Here is a 16,900-nt window from a genome sequence, read left to right on the forward strand (position 1 = left end):
CGCGGCATTAAACTTGAGAATATTCGCCGAGTGAGCCTCATGCCCGTCCGCCAGCTGCCCGAACAGGTCGTCAACCGCATCGCCGCCGGCGAGGTGGTGGAACGTCCCGCGAGCGTGGTCAAGGAGCTGGTCGAGAACGCCATCGATGCCGGCGCGAGCCGCATCGACGTCTTCACCGACGGCGGCGGGCGGCGGCGGATCGGCATCACCGACGACGGCAGCGGCATGACCGCAAGAGACCTTGCGCTCGCCGTCGAGCGCCACGCCACCTCCAAGCTCGACGACGAAGACCTGCTTCAGATCCGCACCCTCGGCTTTCGCGGCGAGGCGCTGCCCTCGATCGGTGCGGTGGCGCGCCTCTCCATCACTACGCGGCACGCGAGCGAGCCGCACGCCTGGGCGCTGTCGGTCGAGGGCGGCGAGAAGTCCGAGATCATGCCGGCGGCGCTGGCGCATGGCACGCGCGTCGAGGTTGGCGACCTCTTCTATGCGACGCCGGCGCGGCTCAAGTTTCTGAAGACCGATCGCACCGAGGCGGAAGCCATCCGCGAAGTGGTGCGGCGCCTCGCGATGGCACGGCCCGACGTCGCCTTCACGCTCGCAGGCGAGGAGCGCGCGCCGGTGACCTGGGCTGCGGCGCTTCCCGGCGCGGCCGGACGGCTGACGCGGCTCGGCGACATCCTCGGCGCGGAGTTCCGCAGCCACGCCATCGAGGTCCATGCCGAGCGCGAAGGCGTCGTGGTCGCCGGTTATGCCGCGGCTCCCGCGCTGACCAAGGCCAACGCGCTCGGCCAATATCTCTTCGTCAACGGCCGGCCGGTGCGCGACAAGCTCATTCTCGGCGCCGTGCGCGCGGCCTATTCCGATTATCTGCCGCGCGACCGCCATCCGGTGCTGGCGCTGTTCGTCACGCTCGATCCGCGCGAGGTCGATGCCAACGTGCATCCGGCCAAGACCGAGGTGCGCTTCCGCAACGCCGGCCTCGTCCGCGCGCTGATCGTGCATGGCTTGAAGGAAGCCCTCGCACGCGAGGGCCGCCGCACCGCCGCCAACAGCGGCGAGAGCGCGCTGTCCTCGTTCCGGCCCGCCTTCACGCCGCCGCGCCCGGCAGGATGGGACTGGCGCGCCTCGCCATCCGCCCCGGTGGCGCCGATGCCGTCGTTCGAAGGCTCGGCCGCGCCCGCCTTCGCCGAGCGCGCGCAGGCGGCCTTCGACGTCGGCGCGCCCAGCGCCGATGTGCGGATCGAGAGCCAACCCGCCGGCGATCTCGTCGATCGCCCGCTCGGCGCGGCGCGCACGCAGATCCACGAGACCTACATCGTCTCGCAGACCCGCGACGGCCTGATCATCGTCGATCAGCACGCCGCACATGAGCGCATCGTCTATGAGCGGCTCAAGGCCTCACTCGCTGCGAACGGCGTGCAGCGGCAGATCCTGCTGATCCCCGAGATCGTCGAGATGGATGAGGCCACGGTGGAGCGCCTCCTGGAGCGCAGCGAGGAACTCGCCTCATTCGGCCTAGCTATCGAATCGTTCGGCCCCGGCGCGGTCGCGGTGCGCGAGACGCCCTCGCTGCTCGGCAAGACCAATGCCGGCGGCCTGTTGCGCGATCTCTCCGAGCACATGGCCGAGTGGGACGAGGCGCTGCCGCTCGAACGCCGCCTGATGCACGTCGCCGCCACCATGGCCTGCCACGGCTCGGTGCGCGCCGGCCGCCGCTTGCGGCCGGAGGAGATGAACGCCCTGCTGCGCGAGATGGAGGAGACGCCGAACTCAGGCCAGTGCAATCACGGCCGGCCGACCTATGTCGAGCTGAAGCTGAGCGACGTGGAGAAGCTGTTCGGGCGGAGGTAGTTCCGACCGTGTAGGATGGGTAGAGCGAAGCGAAACCCATCAATTCCACCCACGCGGTGAGACGATGGGTTTCGCTTCGCTCTACCCATCCTACTGCTTCCTCAAAAACACGAACTCCGTGTCGTCATAAGCCCGCCGCTCCAGCTCCTCAAAACCTTCCGGCGTCACGAACTGCGCGGCCTTCGCCTCCTCCACCACCAGCAGCGCGCCCGGCGTGAGCCAGCCGCCGTCGCGAAGGCTCGCGAGCGCCTTCTCGGCAAATCCCTTGCCGTAGGGCGGATCGAGGAACACCAGCGAGAACGGCTCGACGGGATGCGCTGGCCCGAGGTCGGTGGCATCGCGGCGATACACCTTGGTGACGCCGCCGAGGCCGAGCGCCTCGACATTGTTGCGCAACAGCGCACGCGCCTCTGCGCCATTGTCGACGAACAGCGTGAACTTGGCGCCGCGCGACGTGGCTTCGATGCCGAGCGCGCCGGTGCCGGCGAAGAGATCGAGCACGCGCGCATCTTGAATCGGATCGTCATAGGCGTGCACGAGAATGTTGAACACGGACTCGCGCAAGCGGTCCGCCGTCGGGCGGATGTCGCGCGAGGACGGTGAGGCGAGATTGCGCCCCTTCAAACGACCGCCGACGACGCGCATTATGAGACCCGAATGGTAGAGGCACGGAAGGTGAGCTCCCTTCCCCCTTGTGGGGAAGGGTTGGGGAAGGGGGTGCCACAAGCGGCGACCTCTCGTGGGGTACCCCCCTCCCTAACCCTCCCCCACAAGGGGGGAGGGAACGAGAGAATGCCGAGCGACGAAGAGCTCATCACTCTCAATCCTCCCGCGGCGTCATGTCGCGCTTGCCGTGATAGCCGCGCTTGGGACGGCGCGGCGGGCCGTAGCCGTTCGCCTCCATCTCGTTGCGCTCGCGCGCCTCCTCGCTGCCGGTGCGCTGCACCAGCACGCGGCGGCCCTTGCGATCGTTGATGACGGCGCGCTTGCTGGCGGGCTTCTTCTCGCCGGGTGTGTCGTCGACGCGCGAAGTTGACTTCGAGGGCACGTCAAACTGCGCGCCCGACTTCTCGATCACCTTGTCGCCGAGCTGCTCGCGCAGCACGCGCGCGCGGATCTCCTCGACCTGGCCTTCCGGAATCTCGCCGAGCTGGAACGGGCCATAGGAGACGCGGATCAGCCGATTCACTTCGAGGCCGAGATGGGCGCAGACATTGCGCACCTCGCGGTTCTTGCCCTCGCGGATCGCGAACACCAGCCAGACATTGGCACCCTGGTCGCGCTCCAGCGTCGCTTCGATCGGACCGTATTTGACGCCCTCGATCTCGATGCCGTTCTTGAGCTGGTCGAGCTGCGCCTGGGTGACGTCGCCATGGGCGCGGACGCGGTAGCGGCGCAGCCAGCCGGTGTCCGGCAGCTCGAGCGTACGTGCGAGGCCGCCATCGTTGGTGAGCAGCAAGAGGCCCTCGGTGTTGAAGTCGAGCCGGCCGACACTGATCAGCCGCGGCAGGCCTTCGGGCAGATTGTCGAACACGGTCGGACGGCCCTCGGGGTCGTCATGCGTCGTCATAAGCCCGCGCGGCTTGTGATAGAGGAACAATCGCGTGCGCTCGCGCTCCGGCAACGGCTTGCCGTCGACCATGACGACGTCGTTCTTGGTGACGTCGAGCGCGGGCGAATTGATGACGCGGCCGTTGACGGTGACGCGGCCCTGCGTGACCATCTCCTCGGCGTCACGGCGCGAGGCAAGCCCGGCACGGGCCAGCACCTTGGCGATGCGCTCGCCGGCCTTCTTCGGCTTCGGCGCGTCGTCGCGGCGCGGCCGGCCCTCGAAATCACGATCGCGCTCGCGGTAGGCGCCGCGGCCGCCGAAGGCGGGGCGCTTCTCGAAGATCCTGCTGTCGTCCTCGTTGTCGCGGCGCGGACGATCGCGGAAGCGGCCCTCGCTGCGCGGATGCTCCTGCCAGTCCATGCGGCCTTCGGGGCGCTTCTCGCGCGAGCGGTTGAAGCGCGGACGATCGTCACCCGTGCGCTCCTCGCGCGGGCGGGAGAAACGCGGGCGATCGTCACCCTCGTCCCGGCGCCGGGAGAAGCGCGGACGGTCCTCGCCACGGCCGCCCTCACGGCGGTCGTCGCGCTGACGCCAGGGCTTCTCGTCGCCGCGATCGCGGCCGCCGAAATCCTTGTCGAAGCTCTTGCGCGGGCGATCACCGCGCGGACCCGCCTCGCGCTTCTGCCACGGCTTGGAATCGCCGCGCTCGCCGCGATCGCGCGGGCGATCGCCAAAGCTGCGCTTGCGGTCGCCGCCCTCGAAGTCGCGGTCGCGGCCGAAATCCTTGCGCGGCCGATCCGAGCCGCCCCGCGAGAACTTGCGGTCCTCGAAGCGCCGCTCGCTTCGCTCGCCACGTGGCGTGCGCTCGTCGCGGTCGAATTTCGGACGTTCGCCGCGCGGCTTGAAGCTGCGCTCGCCGCGGCCCTCAGTGCCGCGGTCGTCGCGCTTGAAGCGGGGACGGTCACTGAAATCGCGGCGCGGTGCGTCCCCCTCCTCGCGGCGGCGGAATGGACTTCTGTCACGGTCGCCACGGGGCGGGCGGCTGTCGCGCGCGCCCTTGCCCTCGAAGCCGCGCTTGGCGAATTTCTTCTCGGGCCCGCGCGGCTTGCCGCTACGGCCTTTGGCCGGGCCTCGCCGGCCGCGGGAATCGTTGTCTTTGTCGCTGTCGCGAGGCATGACTAATCTCACTTAAGGGGTGGCGCGAGCATTGTGCGCGCTCGTTCCGAGCCGCATGCTCAGGCAAAATCGGTATCCACTCTTGCTGAAGGCGGAGCTAGTAGCAGGTTTCTGGCGATGATACGAGGCATGAAAGCCCCTTCTTTCATGGATTTGGCGCTTCTGGCGGCCGAAAATGCCGGAAAATCGGGCGAAGTTCCGATCGGGTGCGTGGTGGTCCGCGATCACGAGGTGATCGCCACCGGCGCCAACCGGACGCTCACCGACCGTGATCCGACCGCCCATGCCGAGATCATCGCGCTGCGCGCGGCCGCCGCGAAGATCGGCAGCGAGCGCCTCGTCGACTGCGACCTCTACGTGACGCTGGAGCCCTGCACCATGTGTGCGGGCGCGATCTCGTTTGCAAGGGTGAGGCGGCTCTATTACGGCGCCGCCGACCCCAAGGGCGGCGCGGTGGAATCGGGCGTGCGGTTTTTTGCCTCGCCGACCTGTCACCACGCGCCGGACGTCTATTCCGGCGTCGGCGAGAGCGAGGCGGCGCGGCTGCTCAGGGAGTTCTTTCGGGAGCGGCGGTAGGTCGGAGTCGCGTAGCCCGGATGGAGCGAAGCGCAATCCGGGACAGTGTCGCGGCGAGAATCCCGGATTTCGCTTCGCTCCATCCGGGCTACAAGATCGTCAAGCCAAGAAGAACTCGCGCAACGCGCTCGCGGTCACATCCGGATTCTCCTCGGTGAGGAAGTGTCCCGAATCCACCGGCATGCCGGAGGCGTTCGTGGCCCATTGCTTCCAGGTGTCGAGCGGCGTCGCGGCGGCTTGGGCGATGCCGGCATTGCCCCACAGCGCCAGCATCGGCACCGTGATCTTCTTGCCGGCCTCGAAATCGGCCTTGTCGAGGTCGTAGTCGAAATAGGCGCCGGCGCGGTAATCCTCGCACATTGCGTGGATGCGGGCGGGATCGCGGAACGGGGCGAGGTAGTGCTCGAGCGCGCGCTCGTCGATCGCGTCCAGCGTCTTCGACTTGGTCTGGCTCGCCATCTTGAAGCGCAGGAAGAACTCGCCTTGGCCTGCGATCAGCGTCTCCGGCAGCGGATAGGGTTGCGCCAGGAAGGTCCAGTGATAGATCTTCAACGCGTAGGCGCGGTTCATCCGTTCCCAGTAATTATAGGTCGGCAGGATATCGAGCACGGCGAGCTTCGACAGCCGGCCCGGATGGTCGAGCGCAAGCCGATACGACACGCGGCCGCCGCGGTCGTGGCCGGCGAGCGCGAAATGCACGTGGCCGAGGCGCTCCATCACCTCGACCATGGCTTTCGCCATGGCGCGCTTGGAGTAGGGGATGTGCAGCGCATCGCTCGCGGGCATGTCGGACCAGCCATAGCCCGGCAGGTCGGCGATGATCAGCGTGAAGTGCTCGGCCAGTTCGGGCGCCACCTGGTGCCACATCACGTGGGTCTCGGAGAAGCCGTGCAGCAGCAGCAGCGGCGGGCCCTTGCCGCCGACGCGGGCGAAGACGCGGCCGAACGAGGTATCGATCCATTCGGCGGCAAAGCCCGGATAGAGGTCGGCGAGATCGGACATCTTGTTGCATCCTTATGGATCAGTCGTGGGGCCGGCCTCAACAAAACGTCGAAAACAACCCCATGCACAGTACCGGTATTATCGTCGGGGCAACTAACCCCAACAGACGATTGCACATTCTGGATCGTAGATGTGGCGGCGCGGTGACAAACGAGCGCGAGATTCCGGATCGGCGCGTTTGCGCGCCGTCCGGAATGACGAGGCTAATTTTGCGCCTTTTCCGCCTCCACCGCCTGCCAGCCGATGTCGCGGCGGCAAAAACCGTCCGGCCAGTCGATGCGGTCGACGGCCTGATAGGCGCGGCGCTGCGCCTCGGTCACGGTCGCCCCCAGCGCGCAGACATTGAGCACGCGGCCGCCATTGGCGAGGATCGCGCCATCCTTGGCCACCGTGCCGGCGTGGAAGATCTCGACATTGTCGACCTTGGCCGCCTCCTCGAGCCCGCCAATGCGCGTGCCCTTCTGGCAGTCGCCGGGATAGCCCTTCGCCGCCATCACCACGGTCAGCGCGGATTCCTTGTGCCAGCGCAAGTCGAAGTGCTTCAGCTCCCCGTCGCAGGCGGCAAGCAGCGCCGGCACGAGGTCGCTCATCATGCGCAGCATCAGCACCTGGCACTCGGGATCGCCGAAGCGGACGTTGAACTCGAACAGCTTTGGCCCCTGCGTCGTCAGCATGATGCCGGCATAGAGCACGCCGCGGAACGGCGTGCCGCGCTGCTTCATGCCTGATACCGTCGGCAGGATGATTTTCGCCATGATCGCGTCGTGGATGGCGGGCGTGACCAGCGGCGTCGGCGAATAGGCGCCCATGCCGCCGGTGTTCGGGCCGACGTCGTGGTCGAACACGCGCTTGTGGTCCTGCGCGGAGGCGAGCGGGATCGCCGTCTCGCCGTCGCACAGCGCAAAGAAGCTGATCTCGCGGCCGGGCAGAAACTCCTCGATCACGACCTCCGTGCCGGCCTCGCCGAAGGCGCCCTCGAACATCATGGCGATGGCGTCCTCCGCCTCGCGCACGGTTTTCGCAACGACGACGCCCTTGCCGGCGGCGAGTCCGTCGGCCTTGACCACGATCGGTGCGCCCTGGCTCTGCACATAGGCGCGCGCGTCATCGGCGTTGGTGAATCGCTGATAGGCGCCGGTCGGAATGCCGAACTCGGTGCACAGCGCCTTGGTGAAGCCCTTGGAGCTTTCGAGCTGGGCCGCCACCTTGCTCGGCCCGAACGCCTTGATGCCGGCTTTGGTGAGATCATCGACGATGCCGGCCGCGAGCGGCGTCTCCGGCCCGACCACCACGAGCTCGACCGCGTTCTTTTTGCAGAAGTCGATCACGGCGGCATGGTCGGCGACATCGAGCGCCACGCACTCCGCCTCCTTCGCGATGCCGGCATTGCCGGGCGCGCACCAGAATTTGGTCACCAGGGGACTGCCTGCGATCTTCCACGCCAGGGCATGTTCGCGGCCGCCGGAACCAAGCAGGAGAATGTGCATCGAAGGCTCAGAATGAGGGGTTTTGCTGGGGGCGGAGGTCGCACGAATCGGGGTGGGGCTCAAGGGGGATGGAGGCGAACTCCCCGTCATTCCTGGACGGCTTGCTCCGCGGCCCCTTCTCCCTTGCGGGAAAATCAATAGCAGAAAAAGAGAAACAATATCAAAGCGAGGACCACCCAGCGTCCAGCGGGTTTTTAAAATAGAAATTCCGCTGGCACTTCGTGTGGTATTGATATCGCAGCATCAACTAACACGATCAGAGTCGCTACAGAACACGGACTGCGCTACCCTTGCCGAATGACAGGCATCACTGACTATTTTTTCGTCGGATTTGCCGGATTCCTTTATGTTATCGGCGAGTACAAACTTGCGTTTTGGTTCAGCGCATTTGGAATCGTAAATCACGCTCGAGCCGCCGTGAGGGCCGTTGTGGACCCGGATTGGTATATGCGCAAACGATTGGAAGCGAATTTACCAGTCGATTTCTTCAACTCTGGAATACGGGGTCTTCTGGCAATCAAGATCATAGTAATTGGCGTGCTCTCTTGGGCGGCGTGGCGTGCAGGCACACACGCCGGATATTTTTGACAATCCAACTATGCCAACCTTGCTAGCCATTATCTTCGGAGTTGCTGCTTACGCCGGGTACAAGGGATGGCCCCTTTACACAGTGATTTTCGTCGGCGGCGCTATGGTAATTTGGAACATGATGTATTTCCGAACGCGGCCAATGCAGGCCGCATCAGGCGGTCCGCTAGCCTACCTGTTTCGAATATCAATCATAAACATTCTCCAAGCGGCAGCGGCCTACGCTGCAGGCTATGGGCTGTATCGTCTGATTGGATAATCCCCGTCATCTCAACAGACGCATCTGAGTCCTCCGGTTGACGACCCGCGAAATGCGCATCAGGCACGCGCGACATCCTGATCGATTGCCCGTGACCCGCAGCCATCACGTCGAGACCCGTGCCGATGGCTGGCCCGATCACGTCCGGCTCTCCGATTAACGGATCCAACTTCGCTGCTGCGGCAAGCGTGGCGCGGATGTGCGGTCAAATTCGCGACGCTGTCATGGGGCCGGGTGCGGTGCCGGGCGCCCCCTTAGGATAGATTCGACCCCTGACTCGCGATTCTGATCCGTCGCAGCCGCCTGTGAATAAGTGGGACAACGTCCTCGGACTCGAACTGCTACCCAGCATTGTGCCATCGTAGCCACTCATCCGATTCGCCGGTGGGGGATTAAATGAAGTTGATTGAAGCTCACGTTACGAATTTCCGGTCCGCTGAAGACTCAGAACCTTTTACCCTTGAGAACGTCACTTGTTTGGTCGGTAAAAATGAGGCCGGTAAGAGTGCAGTGCTACTAGCGCTCGCTGCGCTTAACCCGCACCCGAGCACACCAATCGCCTTCGACCGAGAACGAGATTATCCCCGCCGTCACCTCACTGCATACTCGCAGAGACACAAGGGTGAGGAAGCGGTCGCGATCCAGACCAAGTGGAAGCTGACCGACGAGGAAATCGCAGATGTTCGCGCTGTCCTCGGTGACAAAGCACTCAAATCCCCAATTATTGAGATAAGTCGTCGATACAGCTCGGAGCCTGAATGGAAATTCGAGATCGACACGAAGCGGGCGGTTGCGCACCTGCTTGATGGTCGCGGCTTCAATCAGGAGCAGCTTGCCGCACTCAAGGTCGCCGACGACACTTCTGATCTTGCGGCAAAGATCGCAACAATCCCTGAACTAACTGAGGATCAGACCACGTTTCTGAATTGGCTCAAACCGCACGCATCATTCAAGACGCTTGTGTACGCGATCCTTAAGCCGCACTTTCCGAAGTTCATGTATTTTTCGAACTACGACCGGATGGATGGCGCGGTCCGTCTGGATTTCCTGAAGACGTGGAAGAGCAACAATGAAATTCTGAAGGACGAGAATAGCGGCGCGCGTTTGTTCATGGAATTTTTGGAGTATGCCGGAGTTCCACTGGATGAAATTCTCACCGTCGGTACATACGAGACGTTCAACGCCAAACTTCAGGCGGCCTCGAACAACATCACTGACCAAATACTTGAGTTCTGGACCCAGAATCCTGACTTGTCAGTGGTCGTCACCATTGATCCGGCCCGACCGCAAGACAAGCCCCCATTGAATGAAAACATTATCGGTCGAGCGCGCATCTACAATGCCCTACATCGCGTGGATACTCCCTTTCTCCGAGCGTAGCGCTGGGTTTGTTTGGTTCTTCTCGTTCTTAGTGAAGTTCGCGCAAGTGAAAGAGGATGCCACTCCCGTGGTCCTTCTGCTCGACGAGCCGGGCCTGACGCTACATGGTAAGGCGCAGGGGGACCTGCTCCGTTACTTCGACGAGAAGTTGGCTCCATTTCATCAGATCGTTTATTCAACTCATTCGCCATTCATGGTCGCACCGGACAAGTTGACTGCCGCAAGGGTAGTCGAGGACCAAGTAGAGTTGAAAGGCACCCGGCGCGTGCCGCTGGGAACGAAGGTCCGCGAAGACGTGCTGACGCGCGATCCCGACACCCTGTTTCCTCTGCAGGGAGCTTTGGGCTATGAGATCACGCAGTCGCTCTTCATCGGCAAGCACACACTTCTGGTGGAAGGCGCGTCCGACATTCTTTACCTGCAAGCACTTTCCTCCGCGCTGAAAGCGCGGAAGCGCACTGGACTCGATCCCAGATGGACCATGTGTCCGACAGGTGGAATCGGGAATGTTCGCGCCTTCGTCTCGCTCTTCGGCGGCAATAAGCTGGATATTGCCGTGCTCGCCGACCACACGAAGCAAGACGCAAAGAAAATAGGGGAACTACGAAAGAGCGAAATACTGCGAGCAGGAAACGTCTTCACAATCGCAGATTTTACCGGGAAGAACGAGTCGGATATCGAGGACCTGTTCGAAATCGGGCTGTTCGCGGAGATCGTAAACGAGGCGTATGAATTACCTACAAAGCACAGGCTAACGGCCACGAGCTTAGAGAAGGCTGATACAAGTACCGTGCGGCTCGTAAAAAAGGCGGAGGCAGCCTTCAATGTACTTCCAGAGCCACTGCCTACATTCGATCACTTCACCGCCTCGGCGTGGTTGATCCGCAATCTCGCTGTGCTTGATGCAACGACTCCCGGCGTGGAAGAGACGCTGGATCGGGCGGAGAAGCTCTTTGATGCAGTTAACGCGGCGATCCAGACTGGCTAGACCGGGGGCCGCCGAAAGAATGCAGCTATTGTCGTTGTCCAAAGCGAGCAATCGCATTGGGATGACAAGACGCAGACATTGCGCGAAGTGCCGGATGAGCGGTTGCATTCGCTGATTTGAATACGAGTAGGACTCGCTGAGATAACCCCTCACCCGAGTGAGTCTGCGTCTACCGTCCTCGCTGCCCTCTCCCGCAAGGGGCGAGGGCACAGCAATGCACATCGTGACCGAGGAGCTACACCTGCTTCCCCGCAATGATCTCCTGCAACGTCGCCACATGCCGCGCAAACGCGCCACGTCCGGAAGCTGTGGCAGTCACCCTGGTCTGCGGCTTCTTGCCGACGAACGCCTTGTCCACCGACACGTAGCCCGCCTTGGCCAGCGTCTCGATATGCGCACCGAGATTGCCGTCGGTGGCGCCGGTGAGCTTCTTCAGGCGGACGAATTCCAGCCCGACCTCCGCAGGCAGCGCGTTCAGCGCCGCCATAATCTTCAGGCGCAGCGGCTGATGGATGATGTCGTCGAGCTCGGCCATCCCGCTAGATCCGCCGCATCCAGAGGCCGCCGAGGGTCAGGCCGCCGCCGTTGACGGCGGCCATCCACAACAACAGCGATATGCCAGGGATGTAGAAATAGCCGATCAGCGTCAAGGCGACGATGGTGGCGCCGATGACGAGGAAGGCGTAGCCGAACCACACCCCGGCCATCATGTAGAACAGCATGATGTAGATCGGCCAGAACGCTGTCTGCTGGCGCGGCGTGAACTGACCGAAATAGCAGACGAAGATGCCGAAGGCGGCAATCAGCAGGAATGTCAGGAGATAGCGGCCGTCGAACACCCGGACGCGGCTTCGGGACCGGTGATAGGCGCCGATGGCAACGAAGCCGACGATCGACACCGCGTAAAGACCGATCCAGATGGCGAGTCCATGGCGCGGCCAGAACCAGCCTGCGATGTTGCCGACGAACGCCAGCACGCCCCACATCAACAACGCCAGGCTGGACACTTGATAGATGATCGACTGCCGCACGCGGCGGACGGTATCCTCGATCTCGTTCAACGCTTCGGAAGCCTGCTTGCTGTCGATCACGATGGCGCTCCGCTCCGCTCGACCAGTCCGGCGCCTGGCGTCGTCACGTCCGCTGGAGGCCGGTGCCTGCGGATCACGAGATAAGCGATCGCCATCGTCGCGATGGACACGACCAGCGCCGCCACGCCGGCCTGCTCGCGCGTCGTCACCGGCGCCAGCCGCAGCGTTGTGTTGATCGCCGCGGCCGACAACAGGGACACATAGGACCAGGCGATGAAATGGTAGTGGATCGATCGCCAGTTCGAAGGCCTCGGCATGCGCAACAGCGGAACGACGGCCAGCACGATGCAGCCGAAGTTCACGATCGCTGCGACATGGAAGACGTTGAAGTGCCCTGTGAACTTGTGGATCAGGAAGGTCGTGCCGTCGGAGACCAGCATGGCATAGACGTAGAAATAACCGCGCGCGCGATGGCCGGCGCCACGCTTGGGACGCAGAAACTGGATGAGTCCGACGGCGCTGCAAAGCAGCGCCAGCACCACGTGTATCGTTCCGGCGAGGGTCAGATGTGCGATCATGGTCAGCTCCCGGCGATCCCGCGCGTGGCGACGTCCTCGGCGATCGCGGAGACGGCCTTTGGATTCGTCACCATGCCCATATGGTTGATTCCGGCGATGATCTTCACGTCGACCGACGGCTTCAGCGCGTGCACGGTGTCCGCGTATTTGTCCGAGATCATCATCTCGTCTTCCGTGCCGCCGAAGATCGTGATCGGACGCGTCGTGGCCGGCAGATCGACGCGATAGCCGCGCGTCGCGAAATTGCGCATCAGGCGGTCGGAATAGGTCGCTGTCAAAATCCGTTCCGAATTCGCAGGCACCGCGAAGGCCAGCACCGGAAGCTGCGCGCAGCACTCGATGCCGAGCTTGCGCAGCGCGGCGAGGCCGAGCAGGCGCGGAATGTCGGGATTGGCCCAGCCGCCGGAATTCGGCTGGTTGGTCGGCGCGTCATAGCCGAGATAGGGCGCGAGCAGCACGGTGCGCACGAACATGTCCTGCATGATCGGTGTCGCGGCGACCCGCAGCGAAAAACCGGCACCGGCGGAATGGCCGATCAGGGTGAGCGGCAGGTCGGGCGCGGTCTTGCGCAGGTGGGCGACGAAATCGACGAGGTCGTCCTCGAGCTAGTCGACGTAGCCGATGTCGCCGCGTGTGCCGGAGCCGCCATGACCGCGGATGTCGAGGGCCCAGGTCTCCACACCGCGCGCGGCGATCGCATGCGTCAGGGCGTGGTTGACACTACCGCTGGACCCGGAGGAGCCGTGGATGAAGACCGCCCCGCCGCCGGTCGCGGCGCCGCCCGGCGAATAGTGGCGATAGCCGATCCAGGTCCCATCACGGGCCTGAAAGCGCTCGAGCGGGGGCAGCGTGGACCAGTCGATGCCCTTGGCGGAGTCGGAGACCGACCGCATCTCAGGCGGCCGCTGCAATGGCGTTGCGATCATCGCCGCCAGGATCAGCGCCACGCCGCCGACCGCACAAAGAGCCCATTTCAGGCCGTTCAGGAGGCCGCGCAACAACCGGATCGCCATGGTTCATTCCTCAAGCCGATCAGTTAATAGAGAACTCTATATTACAGAGTACTCTTCCGATCAATCCCTGGATTGGCGCCGCGCCCCGAAAATCCTTAACGTCGGGCCTGACCCCGAAATGCCGAATCGTTTTTGAGATGCCGCCTGCGGAACAACTGCTCAACGCGCCTGAATTCACCGTCTCCGAACTGTCCCTGTCGCTGAAGCGGACGGTCGAGGACGCCTTCGGCCATGTCCGCGTCCGCGGCGAGATCTCCGGCTTTCGCGGCGCCCATTCCTCCGGCCATTGCTATTTCGCGCTCAAGGACGAGAGCGCCAAGATCGAGGCGGTGATCTGGAAGGGCGTGCACGGCCGGATGCGCTTCAAGCCCCAGGAGGGGCTCGAGGTGATCGCCACCGGCAAGCTGACGACCTATCCGGGCTCCTCGAAGTACCAGATCGTGATCGAGGCGCTGGAGCCGGCCGGCATCGGCGCGCTGATGGCGCTGATGGAGGAGCGCAAGAAGAAGCTCGCCGCCGAGGGCCTGTTCGACGAGGCGCGCAAGCAGCTGCTGCCCTGGCTGCCGGAAGTGATCGGCGTCGTGACCTCGCCGACCGGCGCCGTCATCCGCGACATCCTGCATCGGCTGGAGGACCGCTTTCCCCGCCGCGTGCTGGTGTGGCCGGTCAAGGTGCAGGGCGACGGCTCGGCCGAGCAGGTCGCGGCCGCGATCCGCGGCTTCAACGCGCTGCCGGAAGGCGGCAAGATTCCGCGGCCCGATGTTCTCATCGTCGCGCGCGGCGGCGGCTCGCTGGAGGACCTCTGGTCGTTCAACGAGGAGATCGTGGTGCGCGCCGCAGCCGAGAGCATGATCCCGCTGATCTCGGCGGTGGGGCACGAGACCGACGTCACGCTGATCGACTTCGTCGCCGACAAGCGCGCGCCGACGCCGACGGCGGCGGCCGAGATGGCGGTGCCGGTGCGCAGCGATTTGTTCGTCGAGGTCGGCGATCTCGCCCGCCGCACCCGCGCCTATTGGCAACGCGCCCAGGAGAGCCGCCGCAGCGAGCTGCGCGCCGCCGCGCGCGCGCTGCCGGCGGCCGGCGATCTGCTCGCGATCCCGCGGCAGCGTCTGGATTCGGCAGGCAGCGCCCTGCCCCGCTGCCTCAAGGCCAACACCCATGCGCATTTCCGCAGGTTCACCGCCGCAAGCGCAAAGCTGACCCTGCGCGTGCTGCACGGCCAGATCGCGCAGGCCGATCATCGCCTCACCGTTTGCGGCGAGCGGCTGGGCCTGTCCGCGCGCTCGCTGCTGCGGCAGCGGCGCGACCGCTTTGCGGGACTGGAGGTGCGCCTGCGCGCCTCAAAACTTTCGAATGCGCAGGCCCAGCGCACTGCGATTCTCCGCCAGCGCGAGCGCACCCATCGTTTGGCCGAACGGGCAGAGCGCGCGCTCGACACGCTGTTGCGGCGGCTGGAGGCCCGCGTCGAGAACAGCGGCAAGCTGCTCTCCGCGCTGTCCTATCGCAGCGTGCTCGCGCGCGGCTTTGCCCTGGTGCGCGACGAGGCCGGCCATCCCCTGCATGCGGCTGATACGATCGGCCCCGGCGCGCGCCTCGAGATCGAGTTCGCGGACGGCCGCGTCGGCGCGACGGCAGATGCGGATCGCGGGGCGCCGACGGCCAAGCCCGCGCCCGCGCAGCCGAAGCCGGCCGCGGAGACGAAGCCGGCACTGAGGCGCGTGGCCAAGCCGGTGGATCAGGGCAGCCTGTTTTGAGGAGCGAGGGCCATGCCTCACCCTCAGTGTCATTCCCCGCCACCGGGTCTCGCCTTCGGCGAGCCCAATGACAGGCTCCAGCGGGGAATCCAGTACGCCGCGGCTTCTCGGTAATTCACAGGCGTCTCGGCGTACTGGATCGCCCGGTCCCGGCTCCGCCAAGGCTACGCCGAGGCCACAAGGGTGCTTGGCCCGCCGAAGCTTTAGCGAAGGCGGCAAGCCGGGCGATGACAGTGCGTGTGTGGAGACAGCGCCTCGCCCATTCAGACCCGTCATCCTGAGGTGCGAGGCTTGCGATGCGCTCGCATCGCAAGGTGAGCCTCGAAGGATGTACGGCCGGGATGCAGCCGGGCCGTCGCCCTTCGAGGCTCGCCGAAGGGGCGAGCACCTCAGGGTGACGGGCCTAGCAGGGCAAGCTTCAGCGGCAGGACAAGCCCGCCTCGATCGTGGTCCAGAAGCCGCAATGTTCCGGCGCGCGATGGGGGGCGTCGGCGTGGGCTTCGAACAGCAGGATCGCGACGGTGAAGACGACCAGGGCGGAAGCGAAGAGCGTGATGCGGCCATGCATGTGAGATGCGTTTAATCGACATCGTGGTCGAATGATGGCGCGGCCATGCGCTGAAACCGCATCCATGCGCGATCCGTGGATTCCCGGTCGTAGCCCGGATGGAGCGGAAGCGTAATCCGGGGTCTTGCCACACGTTGCACCGTCCCGGATTTCGCTTCGCTCCATCCGGGCTACGGCACCGCGATCACCGCGCCAGCCATTGCGCGACGTCCTTCTGCGAGGCGGCGCGGGCCTCGGTATCCTCGTGCTCGGGTGCGGCGGCTGCGTGCAGCGACGTGGTGGCGCGGTCGAAATCGTGATCGGCGCCGGGATAGACCACGATGCGCGCCAGTGCGCTGCGGCCGCGCGCGCCGTCCACCATCTGGCGGCAGGCGGGCGGCGACGACACCTCGTCATCGGCGCCGATCAGGACCAGCGTCGGCACCCGCGTGCTCCAGCCGAGGCCCGCCGAGATCCGGCAATCCGGATAGAACGCGATCGCGGCACGGAAGTCCGGACCGGGATCGCGCCCCGCGCTTTGCGGACGCACGGCCCAGAGCAGCGCGCTCGCACCATTGGCCCAGCCGATCAGGCTGATGCGGTCCTGCGCCACGAAAGGCTGCTGCATCAGCCAGGCACGCGAGGCCGCGATATCGGCGACGCGCTCGCGCCGCGCCTTGACGTGCATCTCCTTGACGCGGCATTGCGGACCGAGCTCGCGCGAGCCGTAGCTGTCGGGCAGCAGCACGGCATTGCCGGCCTTGAGCAGGCGCTCGGCCCAATCGCGATAGCGCGGCAGCACGGGCTCGGAATGGCTACTCAGCCCGCCGCAGCCGTGCAGCGCGATCACGGCCGGAAACGGCCCCGCGCCCTCGGGCTTGTAGAGCTGCGCATGGAGCACCCCGGAGGCGAGCGGAATCTCGACCGGCTGCGGCGCCGGGGCGGCGTGCGCGGCCGACATCAGCAGCGTCAGGAACAAAGCGGTCAGTCGCAGGCGCATCGGACTCTGCCGCAGGAGGCGCCGGAACCAGCGGCCCTTCGGCTGAAGCCCTATCACGCGAAAACGGCGGCAAATCATCACAAACCGGTGGGTTTAACGGGCGGACAAGCCA

At 64.9% G+C, this 16,900-nt stretch carries 15 protein-coding genes and 1 pseudogene; 6 read left to right on the plus strand and 10 right to left on the minus strand.

Annotation, left to right across the window (positions count from 1 at the left end):
• The first annotated feature begins 39 nt into the window (after positions 1-39).
• Entirely contained in the window at positions 40-1,854 is a 1,815-nt protein-coding gene (gene mutL, locus N2604_RS36210; protein ID WP_260372704.1) for a DNA mismatch repair endonuclease MutL, read from the plus strand.
• A 90-nt stretch (positions 1,855-1,944) separates the two neighbouring features.
• Here the strand turns inward: mutL and rsmD are convergent, their stop codons facing one another.
• Together rsmD and N2604_RS36220 are read right to left on the minus strand one after the other, a co-directional pair.
• A complete protein-coding gene (gene rsmD, locus N2604_RS36215; RefSeq protein ID WP_260372705.1) occupies positions 1,945-2,499 on the minus strand; it encodes a 16S rRNA (guanine(966)-N(2))-methyltransferase RsmD in 555 nt (184 codons plus the stop codon).
• Positions 2,500-2,674: 175 nt separating this feature from the next.
• The gene (locus N2604_RS36220) at positions 2,675-4,582 is read right to left on the minus strand and encodes a pseudouridine synthase (protein ID WP_260372706.1); all 1,908 of its coding nucleotides are present in this window, start codon (positions 4,580-4,582) and stop codon (positions 2,675-2,677) included.
• 117 nt (positions 4,583-4,699) lie between these two features.
• Between N2604_RS36220 and N2604_RS36225 the strand changes: the two genes are divergently transcribed.
• The gene (locus N2604_RS36225; protein WP_260372707.1) at positions 4,700-5,158 is read left to right on the plus strand and encodes a nucleoside deaminase; all 459 of its coding nucleotides are present in this window, start codon (positions 4,700-4,702) and stop codon (positions 5,156-5,158) included.
• A gap of 99 nt (positions 5,159-5,257) precedes the next feature.
• Here N2604_RS36225 and N2604_RS36230 read toward each other — a convergent pair whose 3' ends face one another.
• The gene (locus tag N2604_RS36230) at positions 5,258-6,160 is read right to left on the minus strand and encodes an alpha/beta fold hydrolase (protein WP_260372708.1); all 903 of its coding nucleotides are present in this window, start codon (positions 6,158-6,160) and stop codon (positions 5,258-5,260) included.
• A 203-nt stretch (positions 6,161-6,363) separates the two neighbouring features.
• Positions 6,364-7,647, minus strand: coding sequence for a phosphoribosylamine--glycine ligase (gene purD / locus N2604_RS36235; RefSeq protein ID WP_260372709.1), 1,284 nt, complete (start codon positions 7,645-7,647; stop codon positions 6,364-6,366).
• A gap of 297 nt (positions 7,648-7,944) precedes the next feature.
• On the opposite strand from purD, the gene N2604_RS36240 reads away from it, so the two are divergent.
• From N2604_RS36240 to N2604_RS36250, 3 genes are all read left to right on the plus strand, one after another.
• Complete coding sequence (locus tag N2604_RS36240) at positions 7,945-8,235, plus strand: hypothetical protein (protein WP_260372710.1); 291 nt, start codon at positions 7,945-7,947, stop codon at positions 8,233-8,235.
• Between the two features lie 655 nt (positions 8,236-8,890).
• A complete protein-coding gene (locus N2604_RS36245) occupies positions 8,891-9,874 on the plus strand; it encodes an ATP-binding protein (protein WP_260372711.1) in 984 nt (327 codons plus the stop codon).
• Positions 9,834-10,862 carry an ATP-dependent endonuclease gene (locus tag N2604_RS36250; protein ID WP_260372712.1) on the plus strand — a complete coding sequence of 343 codons (1,029 nt, stop codon included), beginning with the start codon at positions 9,834-9,836 and terminating at the stop codon, positions 10,860-10,862. The genes N2604_RS36245 and N2604_RS36250 overlap by 41 nt, the downstream gene beginning before the upstream one ends.
• Positions 10,863-11,097: 235 nt before the next feature.
• On the opposite strand, the gene N2604_RS36255 is transcribed toward N2604_RS36250, so the two are convergent.
• From N2604_RS36255 to N2604_RS36270, 4 genes and pseudogenes are all read right to left on the minus strand, one after another.
• Positions 11,098-11,397, minus strand: coding sequence for a transcriptional regulator (locus N2604_RS36255; protein ID WP_260372713.1), 300 nt, complete (start codon positions 11,395-11,397; stop codon positions 11,098-11,100).
• A 4-nt stretch (positions 11,398-11,401) separates the two neighbouring features.
• Positions 11,402-11,953: a hypothetical protein gene (locus N2604_RS36260; RefSeq protein WP_260372715.1), complete on the minus strand. Its 552-nt coding sequence runs from the start codon at positions 11,951-11,953 to the stop codon at positions 11,402-11,404.
• Entirely contained in the window at positions 11,950-12,471 is a 522-nt protein-coding gene (locus N2604_RS36265) for a DUF2306 domain-containing protein (protein WP_260372716.1), read from the minus strand. Before N2604_RS36265 ends, N2604_RS36260 begins: the two co-directional genes overlap by 4 nt.
• Before the next feature lie 2 nt (positions 12,472-12,473).
• A pseudogene (locus N2604_RS36270) lies at positions 12,474-13,484 on the minus strand (alpha/beta hydrolase).
• Positions 13,485-13,621: 137 nt separating this feature from the next.
• Between N2604_RS36270 and xseA the strand changes: the two are divergent.
• Positions 13,622-15,241, plus strand: a complete 1,620-nt coding sequence (xseA, locus tag N2604_RS36275) for an exodeoxyribonuclease VII large subunit (RefSeq protein WP_260372717.1) — start codon at positions 13,622-13,624, stop codon at positions 15,239-15,241.
• 418 nt (positions 15,242-15,659) lie between these two features.
• Here xseA and N2604_RS36280 read toward each other — a convergent pair whose 3' ends face one another.
• Entirely contained in the window at positions 15,660-15,809 is a 150-nt protein-coding gene (locus N2604_RS36280) for a hypothetical protein (RefSeq protein ID WP_260372718.1), read from the minus strand.
• Positions 15,810-15,993: 184 nt separating this feature from the next.
• Positions 15,994-16,788 carry a dienelactone hydrolase family protein gene (locus N2604_RS36285; protein WP_260372719.1) on the minus strand — a complete coding sequence of 265 codons (795 nt, stop codon included), beginning with the start codon at positions 16,786-16,788 and terminating at the stop codon, positions 15,994-15,996.
• Positions 16,789-16,900: the final 112 nt, after the last annotated feature.

The organism is Bradyrhizobium sp. CB1015 (assembly GCF_025200925.1).
Lineage (GTDB): Bacteria > Pseudomonadota > Alphaproteobacteria > Rhizobiales > Xanthobacteraceae > Bradyrhizobium.

Coding starts and splice junctions, on each gene's coding strand:
- mutL (WP_260372704.1), top strand. CDS start 40: ATGCCCGTCCGCCAGCTGCCCGAACAGGTCGTCAACCGCATCGCCGCC.
- rsmD (WP_260372705.1), bottom strand. CDS start 2,499: ATGCGCGTCGTCGGCGGTCGTTTGAAGGGGCGCAATCTCGCCTCACCG.
- N2604_RS36220 (WP_260372706.1), bottom strand. CDS start 4,582: ATGCCTCGCGACAGCGACAAAGACAACGATTCCCGCGGCCGGCGAGGC.
- N2604_RS36225 (WP_260372707.1), top strand. CDS start 4,700: ATGATACGAGGCATGAAAGCCCCTTCTTTCATGGATTTGGCGCTTCTG.
- N2604_RS36230 (WP_260372708.1), bottom strand. CDS start 6,160: ATGTCCGATCTCGCCGACCTCTATCCGGGCTTTGCCGCCGAATGGATC.
- purD (WP_260372709.1), bottom strand. CDS start 7,647: ATGCACATTCTCCTGCTTGGTTCCGGCGGCCGCGAACATGCCCTGGCG.
- N2604_RS36240 (WP_260372710.1), top strand. CDS start 7,945: ATGACAGGCATCACTGACTATTTTTTCGTCGGATTTGCCGGATTCCTT.
- N2604_RS36245 (WP_260372711.1), top strand. CDS start 8,891: ATGAAGTTGATTGAAGCTCACGTTACGAATTTCCGGTCCGCTGAAGAC.
- N2604_RS36250 (WP_260372712.1), top strand. CDS start 9,834: ATGCCCTACATCGCGTGGATACTCCCTTTCTCCGAGCGTAGCGCTGGG.
- N2604_RS36255 (WP_260372713.1), bottom strand. CDS start 11,397: ATGGCCGAGCTCGACGACATCATCCATCAGCCGCTGCGCCTGAAGATT.
- N2604_RS36265 (WP_260372716.1), bottom strand. CDS start 12,471: ATGATCGCACATCTGACCCTCGCCGGAACGATACACGTGGTGCTGGCG.
- xseA (WP_260372717.1), top strand. CDS start 13,622: ATGCCGCCTGCGGAACAACTGCTCAACGCGCCTGAATTCACCGTCTCC.
- N2604_RS36280 (WP_260372718.1), bottom strand. CDS start 15,809: ATGCATGGCCGCATCACGCTCTTCGCTTCCGCCCTGGTCGTCTTCACC.
- N2604_RS36285 (WP_260372719.1), bottom strand. CDS start 16,788: ATGCGCCTGCGACTGACCGCTTTGTTCCTGACGCTGCTGATGTCGGCC.